The sequence below is a fragment of the Kitasatospora sp. NPDC001175 genome (genome assembly GCF_053598215.1).
Genome location: NZ_JBSFJU010000122.1, coordinates 1 through 11,477 on the forward strand (window position 1 = coordinate 1; position 11,477 = coordinate 11,477).

Below are 11,477 nucleotides of genomic sequence, written 5' to 3' on the forward strand. Positions count from 1 at the left end.
GATTGGCCGCCCCGGGACCGTCCGCGCCGATGCGTGTCCGGTGCTCCCTGCCGAGCGACCCGGTAACACTACCCCATCGACAGAGCACCTTCACCAGTGCCGGGGGGGCATCCAGTGCCGTCAGCTCCCCCGCGCCTGCTCCACACCGCGGCGGTCACCGCCCGCCAACTGCGCGAGGTCCTGCGCTGCATCATCAACGCCGGCCACTGGGCGACGGCCGACCCACCGGTCCAGGTCGTGGCGGACGCCGGCCACGACGGGCCCCGGCTGACGCATCTACTGCGGGATCTGCCAGCCCAGATCGTCGTACGGACCCGCTCCGAGCGTGTCTTCTTCCACCCCGTTCCCGACAGCTACCGGGTGGGCCCCACAGGCAGCCAACCCCCGCGCCACAGCACCCGGTTCACCCTCGCCGACCCCGACACCTGGCACAAAACAGACAGCAATTCCAAACACGTCACCCGCCGCCACGGCACCACCCGCTCCCGTGCATGGCACCGCCTGCATCCGCGCATCTGGCGACGCTCAGCCTGGAGCGACCACCAAGGCCAACTCCCCATCGTCGAAGGCACTCTCATCCGTCTCGGCGTCCAGCAGCTGCCCTCCGGCGGCACCCCGAAGCCGGTGTGGCTGTGATCTTCCGACCCAACGCCCTTCGGCGCTGACACCAACACCGCCTGGCACGCGTTCCTACGGCGCTTCGACCTGGAGCACACCTTCCGGTTCCTCAAGCAGATCCTCGGTTGGACCCGCCCAAGGCTGCGCGAGCCCGCCGCAGCCGACCGCTGGACCGGCCTGATCCTGGCCGCTCACACCCAACTCCACCTCGCCAGACCCCTGGCCGCCGACCTCCGCCGACCATGGGAGCGGCCACAGCCCGCCAAGCGCCTCACCTCTTTCCGCGGACGCCATCCAGGTCGCGCCTGTTCTCGGCGTACTCCGCGCTGAAGGCGTACCGCCATCCCCCGGGATAACGCAGCATCAGCCAGGCCACCGCACCGCCTACCACCAGCACGACCACCGGAGCCCAGCCCACAGGCCCCATCGATGCCCTCCCCGGTCCCATGGGCCGGCATCCGCTCCAGCAGGCCTAGACCGAGCCGATCGTACGAACGGCGACCAGCTCGCGCGCGGGAATTCCGGGAATCCCTGTGCCCGCACCGGTCAACACCGAGCCCCGGGAACCGGCGTGGTGCGCAGCTCATGCAGGGGTGTTTACTCGAAGCCCTCGACCGCGGTCGGCGGGTGTCGGCGACCAGGCGGATCAGCTCGGAGCGCTGGTCGGCGGCCAGTGTGGTGCGCAGCTGGCGCGCGAGTTCAACGCGCCTCGTGACCGTCGGGGTCATGCAGCAGCGTTAGCACCCATCTGTGCAGGCCGCGCCAGACGCCGCCGTGCAGCTCACCATGACCTCCAGGCGAGTGGCGAGCGCCTCGATCGCGGCACTGTCGGGCACCGCGATCGCGAAGTAGTCGAAGCCGGCGGCCTCGGCCCGGGTCGAGCCGCAACGCCAGGTCCGGTCCGGTCCGGTCCGCCAGCCGGATGGCTCAGCACGACTTCGATCAACACCCCCTGCTCGACGAACTCGGCTGCCCGCCGGTAGCCGAGCGTGTGCCCGTACCACGCCTCGGAGCGGGCAAGATCGCGTACCGGCAGCTTCAGGTGGTGGACGTCGGCGAGGCTCGGGATGTCAGCTTCCACGTTCACGGCTCACCTCAGTCAGGCACTCGTCGAGGCCGAACCGCGGTGAACTGGGGCGCCACTCGTCAACGCCGTCCTCGCCTCCTGGCAGCGCGAGCCGGCCCTCCGTGACTTTCACCATCGCACCCGCACCGAACTCGGCATCCTCGCCTAAAGCACCCCTTCCGCACCCCTCCTCGAGGAGAGGGGAAGTAACCCTAGATGAGCCTAAAGCGACCGATTTCCCGCTCTGTGGTGAAACATCCCGCTACGCTCCGAATCCAACACGATCAACCGGAATTGGAGAGCCTCTTGTCCAAGATCGCCCTATTCGGAGCCACCGGCACTATCGGATCCCGGATCCTCGACGAGGCGCTTCGGCGCGGTCATCAGGTCACCGCGGCCGTTCGCGATCCGGCGAAGGTCACCACGTCCCACCCCGCCCTGACCGTGACTTACGGCGACGTCCTGGACCCTGAGTCCGTCGCCGAGGTGGCCAAGGGACAGGACGTCGTGGTCAGCGCGGTCGGCGGGGGTGACGGGCCAGGCCACATCGCCACCATCAGGCCCGCCGCCGAGTCCTTGGTCGAAGGGCTGCGCTCGCTGGGCGGGGATGCGCCTCGGCTCATCGCGGTCGGCGGTGCCGGTTCACTGCGCAAGCCGGACGGGACGCAGGTCTGGGACACCGAGGGCCTGCCGATTGCCCTGCTCCAGATCATGCACGCCCACGGGGACGCCCTGGACTTCTACCGCACTGTCAGCGACGTGAGGTGGACGAACTTCAGCCCCGCCGCCACGATCGAGCCCGGCGAACGCACCGGCACCTACCGCACCGCCACGGACGACTTGGTCGTCGATGAAGACGGCATCAGCCGCATCTCCATTGAGGACTATGCCCTTGCCCTGCTCGACGAGATCGAACAGCCGGCGCACCGCGGCGAGCGCTTCACCGCTGGCTACTGAGCCGCCGCCCTAATGATGACGCGGTGGAGTCGCGCCGAGGCCTCGGGGAAGCGGGGCTGAACCGTGAGGGAGGCACCGGCCTTCGCCCGTGCCTCTCTCCTGGTTTTCCGCTTCGATCAAGCTGGCGCCCGGCCGGTGTTCTCTGACCTGATCATCCGCCGCAGGCTGCTGCAGGCGGCGCCGATCAGAGCACCATGATGGCGAAAACCCCACATCGCGGCCTCCGACCGGCGCAGGGCCTGTACATCGTGTTCAACCGGTCCGTTGCCGAGGAAGCCACCCGGCGCTTCCCCGCCCGGGTCAGATGTGCGACCGCGCACTCGCTCGTGTTCCGCGCGGTCGCCGGCCCCTACTGGCACCTGCTGAGCGGAGCCCGCATCCCCTCACCTCGCGTCGAGGCCGCACTGGGGATCACGCTGCCGCTCACCCTCGGCGGCAAGGTCATCGAACCGTGGACGCTCGCCTACATCGCCCAGCACACCGTGCGCACGTTCTGCTGCTCCGCTGCGCGGATGTCCTTTTCGAGGGCTTGGACGTTCTCGTGGGATCTCAGCGCCGGTCACGCCGGACGACGGCTTATCGGGCCTGGCAGTCAGATCCGGTCCCCGACGTACACCGTGACCGGGTGGCCGGCGACGATCTCCTCCCTGCGAGGGCTGAAGCCGAGCCGTTCGGCGCCCCGTACGGACGCGGTGTTGCCGTGCCGGATCATCGCGGTGATCCTCGGGAAACCGAACATCTCGAAGCCCCAGTCGACGCACGCTCTGGCGGCCTCTGTCGCATAGCCCCGGCCCCAGGCCGTTGGATGCAGGGTCCATGCGGCCTCGACCTCGTCGAACTGTTCCCAGTAGTTCAGGCCGCACCGCCCGATGAACGCTCCGGAATCTCGGCACACCGCCGCGAACAGGCCGTAACCCCGCTCGGTCCACTGCCGCTCCACCTCGGCCAGGCGGGCGAGTGCGCGGTCACGTGGGTACGGGTCGACGAAGCGCGTGACCCAGGCTTCCGCGTGGAGGTCGACGAAGGAGTCGATATCTGCCAGCCCGAGCGGGCGCAGGTCCAGACGGTCAGTTTGGATCACGGACGCGAGCATAGGTCACCGGTCGAAAGCTCAGTTCCGGTGCGCTGCCGCCCTCACGCCTGCAGCCTGACCAACCCGGCGAGCGATCACAGCACTGGTCATCGACACTCTTTGGCGATGCTCGCCCGATAGCGTTCCAGAACTCCGATGGAAAGAGCTGATGCGGCCATTAGGGACGGGCAAACCCGCGCTGCGCATGGAAGCGGCCGGGCGCGCCTCCTGTCCGCCCTGGTCTACCCCCCGACCGGGCTGGGCCCGCCGCTCGTACCGCGGGCCCCGGTGTGCCCGTGCTATCGGGTGAGTCCGAACGAGGTGACGAGCAGGCGGCTGGCGTAGGGGGTCTCCGCCCCGGCGAGGCCGGTCGGGTTCACCGAGTAGACCACCTTGCGGCTCAGGTCACGGGTGGCGAACACCCCGCTGGTGTAGCCGGGCTGGGAACCGGTCTTGCCCCAGGCGACCAGGCCGCCCTGCTCGATCCGCTCCAGGCCCATGCTCATGCAGGCCCGGGAGGACGGACCCTTGCCGCAGTCATTGTTGTGGAAGTTCGGCACGTCGGGCACGGTGAACAGGTTCTCCTGGACCGAGGCCGGCAGCAGCCGGCCCTGGAACAGAGCTGAGAAGAACCGGTCCAGATCGGACGCGCTGGAGATCAGGCCGCCCTCGGCCCACGGCCAGGGGCTCTGCTCGGTGACGTCGGCCTGGTGCGTGGTGCCGTCCGGGTCGGTCACAGTCAGGTAGGCGTGCGAACTCGGGTGCGGCAGAGCCGGGTTGTCGGCATCGGGCACCGACGTCTGGTGCAGGCCGAGCGGCCGGATGATCCGATCCCGCACCTCATGGGCAAAGCTGTGCCCGGTCACCCGCTCGATGACCATCCCGGCGAGGAAGGTGTTCATCCCGTTGTACTGCTGCGCGGTACCGGGATCAAAGTTCATCGTCGGAACCTGCTGCGCGGTACCGGGCTGGGAGTCCGTCGGTTGACCCTTCAGCGTGGCGACGACCTGCTCCGGCGTCCAACTGTCGAGCCGGTGAGCCTCGAACCAGGCGGTCGAGCCGTCCCCCCACATCTCCTCCGAACCGGTGGGAAGCCCGCTGGTGTGGTTGAGCAGTTCGCCCGCTGTGACCAGCGGGAACTTCTTGGGCAGCACACCCGGCAGGTACTGCTGCACCGTACCGTCGAGATCCAGCCGCCGTTCACCCGCGAGTTGCAGTACGACGGCCGTGGTGAACACCTTGGAGATGCTACCGATTCGGAACCGGCCGTTGGGATCCACCGCCTGGCCTGTCGCCAGGTCGCCGGTGCCGGAGGCGCCCTGGAAGCTCCCGGCGCTCCCGCTGACCCGGACCAACGCGCCGGTGACATCGGGGGTGGGGTGCTGGTCGAGCACCTTCTGGATCGCCGCGGGGTCAAGCGGCGGCAGCAGTGCGACGGCCGTGTGCGATATGCCGTTCGCGGCTCCGGCGGCCGGTACCGGCGCGGCCGGGGCCGCGAAGGCGGGCGCACTCGCGCCGATCGTCACGGCGGTCAGCAGTGCTCCACCGGCGACCAAGAGGGCCCAACGGGTACGGTTCGCGCGAGTGTTCACGAGGAGGTGCTCCAAACAGGATCCGGCCGACAGACCTCGGCCCGATGACTGAGGTACTGTCAGGACCCTGCTCAGGCCCGCCATCGGGGAAGATCCCAGTTTCTGCCCGTAGTTGATCTCAGGGTTTCCCCGGAGAGGCCCCCGGCCGAACTGAACCGGGGTCGGATCAGGCAGAGCCCTCGCCTTGAGTCCCGGTCTGCCAGTCGGGCACGGCCAACTCGTCATCGCGAAGTGACCACATCGACAGCTCGCCCTGACCGGGAACCTCGCACGACCCGCAACTGGTGGGAGCGGTACTCATCGTTCGCGTCTTCAACGGTGAACCCGGCGGACGAGAGGATGGCTGCCATCGCCCGCATCATGGCCACCGCGATCTCGCTCGGATGCCGCCAAAGGGGATCGTCCAGCCGCCGAACGGGAGTGGGCGTGCTGTCGGCAGATGGAGCGCGGGAGCGAACCGGCTGGGCGAACGTCAGGTGGTTTCGCGTCCCTTGATCTCACCCAGCCCGCGTGCCGAGCCTGTCAGCCGTTGCCGCAAGTCGGGCAGGGTGCGCAGCGCTCGATCCGGACGTTGTCGACGACCGGCCCGCGCGGGCCGGTCGTCGTTGTGCTGGCGAAGGTGACGGTGGTCGCGGAGTTGGCGGCCTGGAAGGTGAACTGCCGGTTGACGTATCCCATGTTCGTGAGCGACTTGCCAGTGGTGTTGAAGGAGAAGTCCTGGTAGTCCTGCCCGTCGATGAGGGCGCGGCCGGTCTTGAGCGTCGGGGCGCCCGTGGGGTTCCCGGCCAGGGCGTAGGTGACGGTGTAGGTCGCACCGGGGACGGTGGTGAAGGTCTGGGCCACCGCACCGGGCCCGGCGCCGTTGAGGTCGACGGACTGGTCTCCTTCCGCCGCCTGCCAGAAGCCTGCGCCGATCAGGTCGACGGTCCCCGCGGTGACCTGCCACGGCCCGATGGCCTGCCCTGCGGACAGTTCGGTGAAGCTGCTGGCTGTCGCCCTCGGGTACTCGAAGCTGCCGTCGTCGAAGCGGCTGACGGTCTGCGCCGAGGCCGTGGCGCCAGCACCGGCGAGCAGGACAGAGGTGACGGCGATGGCACCGGCGCGCATGGCAAGCATGGATTTCCCTCCCGAACGTTTGGCACCACACCAAATTGATGCGTTCACGAATAAGATAAGCAGATCTGAGACCGAGGCAAAGACCTCGAAAGAAAGACATACAATCACAACACATGATGTTTTATCTGCGTCATCGCCTTCCCGAAGCGCCATGAACCGAATAGCCATGAACCGAATAGTTCGGCAGGAGCGTTCGCCTAACGCGACCGGAGTCCTCGGAATGGCACTGTCGCATTGGCTAATCGAGTGGAATGATCTTCAGATTGGTCACACCTGGAGGGGATCGCTCGTGTCGCCCATACCGCAGCCATAGAGGGGGCCACCGAGCTTCGAGGTCGACGACGCACAGGGCGAGCCGAACACGGGGCATGACGACATCCCCGACCTGAGCTGCTATATCGACATCTGTCGATATAGCAGGCTTGCCTCTCTAAGTAGATGGCTGTCAACATAGACGCATGTCGAAATCAGAGCTGGTCGTCCTCGGGCAGGACGACGCCGCGGTGTGCTGCTCGCCGATGGTCCGCGAGCCGCTGGGCGAGGAGGCCGCCGTCGACCTGGCGCGGATGTTCAAGGCGCTGTCGGACCCGGTGCGGCTGCGCCTGCTGTCGCTGATCGCCTCCTATGAGGGCGGCGAGGCCTGTGTCTGCGACCTGACCGGCCCCTTCGACGTCTCCCAGCCGACGATCTCCCACCACCTGAAGGTGCTGCGCGAGGCCGGCCTGGTCGGCTCCGAGCGGCGCGGGACCTGGGTCTACTACTGGGTCCTGCCCGCGGCCTTGGCCAAGCTGTCCTCCCTGCTCCGGACCCCGTCCGGCACCGCCGCGGGGGATGTGAGATGACCGCGATCGCACCGCTGGGCCGCCGGACGGCCGTCGAGTTCGTCGGGACCGGCGCGCTCGTCGCGGTGGTGGTCGGCTCCGGCATCCAGGCCACCAAGCTCTCCCAGGACATCGGCGTGCAGCTGCTGGCCAACTCCGAAGCCACCGTCTTCGGCCTCGGGGTGCTGATCGCCCTGCTCGGCCCGGTCTCCGGCGCCCACTTCAACCCGGCCGTGACCCTCGCGGCCTGGTGGACAGGTCGCCGCGGCGGTGAGGGACCGAGCCCACGGGAGGTCGCCGCCTACCTCCCGGCCCAGATCACCGGGGCGATCGGCGGGGCGGTGCTGGCGGACGCGATGTTCGCCGAGCCGCTGGTGCGCTGGTCCACCCACGACCGCTCCGGCCCGCACCTATGGCTGGGCGAGGTCGTGGCGACCGCCGGCCTGGTGCTCCTGATCTTCGGCCTGGCCCGCACCGGCCGCTCGCACTTCGCGCCGGTCGCGGTCGCCTCCTACATCGGCGCGGCGTACTGGTTCACCTCCTCCACCAGCTTCGCCAACCCCGCGGTAACGATCGGCCGGGCCTTCACCGACACCTTCGCCGGCATCGCCCCCGCCTCGCTGCCGGCGTTCATCGCTGCCCAGCTCGTCGGCCTGGTGGTCGGCGTCGCCCTGGTTGCCGTGCTGTTCGGCCGGCCCGCCCCGGCCGCCGAGGATGAGGTGGTCGTCCCGCACGGCGAGCGCCACCCGGCCGCCTCCGCCCACTGAACCCCCCGTCACCACACACCTGCCCGAAGGAAGAACCCGTGAGCTCTCCCGCCGTCCCGTCCGTGCTGTTCGTCTGCGTCCACAACGCCGGCCGCTCCCAGATGGCCGCCGCCTTCCTCGCTCGCCTCGGTGGCGACCGGGTCGAGGTCCGCTCGGCCGGCTCCGCGCCCGCCGACATCGTGAATCCGGCCGTGGTCGAGGCCATGAAGGAGGTCGGGATCGACGTCTCCGCCGAGGTGCCGAAGGTACTCACCGTCGAGGCGGTGCAGGCGTCCGACGTAGTGATCACCATGGGCTGCGGGGACGCCTGCCCGTACTTCCCCGGAAAGCAGTACCTGGACTGGCAGCTCGACGACCCGGCCGGCCAGGGCGTGGACGCCGTCCGCCCGATCCGCGACCAGATCGAGCAGCGCATCCGCGGCCTGCTCGCCGAGCTCGGCATCGAGACCGCCGCATGACCCTCGCCACGGTGACCGTCACGGTGCTGTTCCCGGAGCACACTTCTTAGCCCCGGGCTTCGACCGGGTGTTACGCGTCGGGGTGCGCCGGCAGGGCGAGCCAGCCCGCCCAGGAGATCTCGCGGCCCAGGAAGCGCGGCTGCTCGAACGGCCAGTCGGCGGCGATCCACTGCGGCACCAGCGCGTCCAGGGCCTGCTCGACCTTGCCACCCACCAGCTCGTCCACCACCCACCAGGAGATCTCGCCGTCCGCGCCAGCCCTCTCCGGCGGGTCGATGTAGACGCAGCCGAGCAGGGCCGTCTCCGCCGCATCGAACAGCGCGTAGTTGAAGGACTGGTGTGCGGCGATCTCCTTCTCGTGCCGCAACAGGTCGGCCTGGTCGGCCTCGTAGGTCATGGTGGCCGCGGGCCAGCCCCAGGCCGGGCCGAAGATGGTCCACAGCCGCTCGCGCGAGCCCATCACGGCCGGATAGTCGAGCGGGGTGTCCGCCTCCCGGATCGGCCGCAGGTGATGGCCGCCGCCCGGCAGCGGTACCAGGACGGGGTGGACGAAGTCATCGGGGAGCCAGCTCATGGCGACCGACCGTAGCACCGCGCGGGCGTCTGCTCCCCTGGATTTTCTCGGTACCGACGCGCGGACCGCCGTCCCGGCGCACCCGGGCTGAGCGAGTTGAACCCAGTCGGCGCGAGGACGTACAACGGCGACAACAGTGCCTCCTGAATCACTCGTTGGCGTAGATGACCTTCAAGCTGCCACGAGGCCCTGCTTTCATGCCCGGCAGCGACCGCGATCACCCGGTCGAGACTCCCGTTCGGCGGACGACCCGGCCCCGCACAGTGACGTGGCCGCCCGCACGGACCACGATCCCGCACCAGGCGGCACACACGCTTCTCGCCCTCGCCGACGGTCTGACCACCCACGTCCTGATCGGCCACCTGCCCCGATCGGCGAAAGTCACGCGGCGGGCCTGCTGCCGCGTGACGCCGTGCCCAGCATCGGGCCGCGGGCGGGACGACCGAAGCGCATTGCAGCTGGCAAAGACGCGCCGCGCTCACCCGTTGCCGAACTCATGCACGCCCCATCAGGCGGTCTCATCGTGGTAGAAGCCCACGCCGATCTCGGTGTTCGCCGGAATGATCTGGGCTTGGCAGTGCGGAGGGTCGTTGCGCCGCATTGTCTGGAACTGCACGGCGGCGACGTCGGTAGCCCGCCACCTGACCGGCCGGCCCTCACGGAGGTGCTCGCGCCGCCGTCAGCGTCGCACTGCCATGGGCAGGGCGAGCAGCCGGCGGTCGGTGGTCGGCTCCGCGGCGTGGATGGGCGAGTCCGCCGCGGCCTTCACCACGATCCCGGAGCTCGAAGAGGCCCACATCATCGCTGGGAGCGCCTCAGTCCTGATGAAGGTGCACACCCAGACCACCGAGCAACTGCAGGACGTGCTACGGCGCTTGTACACCATCGACGGAGTGGGTGGCACGCAGGCGACGGTCGCCCTGTCGCCGCCGCAAAAGAGCGCCTCGGCGTCGCGCTGCCCGACGAATTGAAGGTGCTCTACCGGGTGACGCGGGCTCGTTGGTAGGACTGGGAAGCCGTGCCCCCGTACAGTCTGACCAAGACGCACGCCGTCGGCCGCGTCCGGAACACCAAGAGGAGCACCCTTTGGCACACAACGCAGACACTCATCTCAGCGTGACGTCCACCATCGCCGTCCTGCGTGCCGAGCTTCCTGAACTCGAGCGGCATCAGCAGAGGCTGGAAGCGGAACTGGCCGCCGTCACCGGTCGGCTGGAAGCGGCGCGGGACGCGCTGCGCGCCCTGCAGTCGCTGTCCGCCGTCCCACTGCCCAAGGAGACGGTCGGCCAAGCCCAGCGATCGTCGACTGAGCCGTCCGGCGAGCAGGACACCGCGGGCGCGGCGGCAGCGCCCGGGCGCAGGCGGGCCGCTGCCCGCAGGAAGGCCGCCTCCCCAACCGAGCCGCAGCGGCGGACCGCGACACGCCGCAAGGCCGCCGGGAAGGCTGCCAAGACGACGAAGACACGCGAGCGCGCCGTGCCGAAGAAGACCACGACCGCCGCGTCCGAGCCGGTTGAGGCGCGCAAGCGCACCCCCGGGCTGTCCGCAGGCATCCTGGCGTACCTGGCCGAGGTGAAGGAACCGGTCCGGGCCGCACAGGTCACCCAGGCCCTTGGCCGTGAGACCACCCCCGCCAACGTCAACGCCGTACGCACCAGCCTCGAACGGGCCGTGAAAGCGTCCCAGGCACAGCGCACCGGCCGCGGTCTCTACCAGGCACTCCCCCACTGACACCCGGCCCCACAGCGCGCCGATCCGGCTCGAGCGCCACCGCCAGCGGCAGTTTCAGCCCTGCTCATCGAGGGCTTCGTACGCTGCCGGGGGTTCGACAAGCTCAGGATGACGCAACACGTACTGATCGCCCTTGAGCGCAAGCATCGCCCAATGCCACGCCTCGTCATGGAAGACCAGGCCACGGAACGGCGTGCCGGGCGGCTCGTAGGGGTAGTGCTGCGTGGCTACTTCGTCGGCCTGCGCCAACGTCATGGCACCATAGGTGCGCATGACCCAGGCATACCTGGTTCGTTCGCCCTTCAAGTACTGCGCGTACTCGTCCTCGGGCCACTCCGGCCACTCCCGATCGTCCTCCACCAAGCGATGCTAACCCCACGGGATCAAGAGTGCGCCTGGTCTCTGGCCTTCCCGTCGGACGTCCTCGGCCTGCTTCATGTCGGCGCGGGTGGCCTCACCATCGCCGACACCGGGTCCCTGCACACCGAGGTTCTCGGCTTGTGACCACGACAGCATGACGACCCGCAGGGCGAAGATCCGATACGCGGCGCCGGCGCTGGCGGACATCACCGAGGCTCTGCTACGGATCGACAAGGCGCTCGGCTTCTCCCCGCTAGGCAGTGTCCTGGCGATCAGTTGAGTCGTTGATACGACTATGGGGTGTAGGAGTGATCTGACGGATGCCCAGTGGGAGCGCCTGGCGCC

The 11,477-nt window shown here is 69.0% G+C and carries 13 protein-coding genes and 1 pseudogene; 8 read left to right on the forward strand and 6 right to left on the reverse strand.

What is annotated here, in order from left to right:
• Positions 1–114 precede the first annotated feature (114 nt).
• Positions 115–636, forward strand: coding sequence for a transposase (locus ACWDAK_RS39050; RefSeq protein ID WP_427396130.1), 522 nt, complete (start codon positions 115–117; stop codon positions 634–636).
• Positions 637–889: 253 nt separating this feature from the next.
• On the opposite strand, the gene ACWDAK_RS39055 is transcribed toward ACWDAK_RS39050, so the two are convergent.
• On the reverse strand, positions 890–1,045 hold the full coding sequence (locus ACWDAK_RS39055; protein ID WP_427396129.1) for a hypothetical protein: 156 nt from the start codon (positions 1,043–1,045) through the stop codon (positions 890–892).
• A gap of 945 nt (positions 1,046–1,990) precedes the next feature.
• Here ACWDAK_RS39055 and ACWDAK_RS39060 point away from each other — a divergent pair.
• Positions 1,991–2,641: an NAD(P)-dependent oxidoreductase gene (locus tag ACWDAK_RS39060; protein WP_344641616.1), complete on the forward strand. Its 651-nt coding sequence runs from the start codon at positions 1,991–1,993 to the stop codon at positions 2,639–2,641.
• A 592-nt stretch (positions 2,642–3,233) separates the two neighbouring features.
• Here ACWDAK_RS39060 and ACWDAK_RS39065 read toward each other — a convergent pair.
• The 3 genes from ACWDAK_RS39065 to ACWDAK_RS39075 form a co-directional block, all read right to left on the reverse strand.
• On the reverse strand, positions 3,234–3,722 hold the full coding sequence (locus ACWDAK_RS39065) for a GNAT family N-acetyltransferase (protein ID WP_344641615.1): 489 nt from the start codon (positions 3,720–3,722) through the stop codon (positions 3,234–3,236).
• A gap of 290 nt (positions 3,723–4,012) precedes the next feature.
• Positions 4,013–5,305 carry a serine hydrolase domain-containing protein gene (locus ACWDAK_RS39070; protein ID WP_427396128.1) on the reverse strand — a complete coding sequence of 431 codons (1,293 nt, stop codon included), beginning with the start codon at positions 5,303–5,305 and terminating at the stop codon, positions 4,013–4,015.
• Between the two features lie 522 nt (positions 5,306–5,827).
• The gene (locus tag ACWDAK_RS39075) at positions 5,828–6,421 is read right to left on the reverse strand and encodes a choice-of-anchor C family protein (protein WP_344641137.1); all 594 of its coding nucleotides are present in this window, start codon (positions 6,419–6,421) and stop codon (positions 5,828–5,830) included.
• A gap of 458 nt (positions 6,422–6,879) precedes the next feature.
• On the opposite strand from ACWDAK_RS39075, the gene ACWDAK_RS39080 reads away from it, so the two are divergent.
• From ACWDAK_RS39080 to ACWDAK_RS39090, 3 genes are read left to right on the forward strand one after another with little or no spacing between them, the layout of a single operon-like run.
• Positions 6,880–7,263, forward strand: a complete 384-nt coding sequence (locus ACWDAK_RS39080; protein ID WP_344641136.1) for an ArsR/SmtB family transcription factor — start codon at positions 6,880–6,882, stop codon at positions 7,261–7,263.
• Complete coding sequence (locus tag ACWDAK_RS39085) at positions 7,260–8,009, forward strand: aquaporin (RefSeq protein ID WP_427396127.1); 750 nt, start codon at positions 7,260–7,262, stop codon at positions 8,007–8,009. The genes ACWDAK_RS39080 and ACWDAK_RS39085 overlap by 4 nt, the downstream gene beginning before the upstream one ends.
• 38 nt (positions 8,010–8,047) lie before the next feature.
• Positions 8,048–8,467 (forward strand): arsenate reductase ArsC, encoded by a 420-nt coding sequence (locus tag ACWDAK_RS39090; RefSeq protein ID WP_427396126.1) that lies wholly within the window; start codon positions 8,048–8,050, stop codon positions 8,465–8,467.
• 70 nt (positions 8,468–8,537) lie between these two features.
• Here the strand turns inward: ACWDAK_RS39090 and ACWDAK_RS39095 are convergent, their stop codons facing one another.
• Positions 8,538–9,041: a GNAT family N-acetyltransferase gene (locus tag ACWDAK_RS39095; RefSeq protein ID WP_344641133.1), complete on the reverse strand. Its 504-nt coding sequence runs from the start codon at positions 9,039–9,041 to the stop codon at positions 8,538–8,540.
• Between the two features lie 725 nt (positions 9,042–9,766).
• Between ACWDAK_RS39095 and ACWDAK_RS39100 the strand changes: the two are divergent.
• Both ACWDAK_RS39100 and ACWDAK_RS39105 read left to right on the forward strand, forming a co-directional pair.
• Positions 9,767–10,012: pseudogene (locus ACWDAK_RS39100) on the forward strand (Lrp/AsnC ligand binding domain-containing protein); the annotation flags it as partial.
• 115 nt (positions 10,013–10,127) lie between these two features.
• On the forward strand, positions 10,128–10,772 hold the full coding sequence (locus tag ACWDAK_RS39105) for a hypothetical protein (protein WP_344641132.1): 645 nt from the start codon (positions 10,128–10,130) through the stop codon (positions 10,770–10,772).
• Positions 10,773–10,826: 54 nt separating this feature from the next.
• On the opposite strand, the gene ACWDAK_RS39110 is transcribed toward ACWDAK_RS39105, so the two are convergent.
• Positions 10,827–11,132 carry a hypothetical protein gene (locus ACWDAK_RS39110; RefSeq protein WP_344641131.1) on the reverse strand — a complete coding sequence of 102 codons (306 nt, stop codon included), beginning with the start codon at positions 11,130–11,132 and terminating at the stop codon, positions 10,827–10,829.
• A gap of 154 nt (positions 11,133–11,286) precedes the next feature.
• Between ACWDAK_RS39110 and ACWDAK_RS39115 the strand changes: the two genes are divergently transcribed.
• Entirely contained in the window at positions 11,287–11,412 is a 126-nt protein-coding gene (locus ACWDAK_RS39115) for a hypothetical protein (protein WP_427396125.1), read from the forward strand.
• The last annotated feature ends 65 nt before the right edge of the window (positions 11,413–11,477 follow it).

Excerpts from the sequence above, each read along its gene's own strand:
- ACWDAK_RS39055 (WP_427396129.1), bottom strand. The coding sequence starts at position 1,045 with ATGGGGCCTGTGGGCTGGGCTCCGGTGGTCGTGCTGGTGGTAGGCGGT.
- ACWDAK_RS39075 (WP_344641137.1), bottom strand. The coding sequence starts at position 6,421 with ATGCTTGCCATGCGCGCCGGTGCCATCGCCGTCACCTCTGTCCTGCTC.
- ACWDAK_RS39080 (WP_344641136.1), top strand. The coding sequence starts at position 6,880 with ATGTCGAAATCAGAGCTGGTCGTCCTCGGGCAGGACGACGCCGCGGTG.
- ACWDAK_RS39085 (WP_427396127.1), top strand. The coding sequence starts at position 7,260 with ATGACCGCGATCGCACCGCTGGGCCGCCGGACGGCCGTCGAGTTCGTC.
- ACWDAK_RS39095 (WP_344641133.1), bottom strand. The coding sequence starts at position 9,041 with ATGAGCTGGCTCCCCGATGACTTCGTCCACCCCGTCCTGGTACCGCTG.
- ACWDAK_RS39115 (WP_427396125.1), top strand. The coding sequence starts at position 11,287 with ATGACGACCCGCAGGGCGAAGATCCGATACGCGGCGCCGGCGCTGGCG.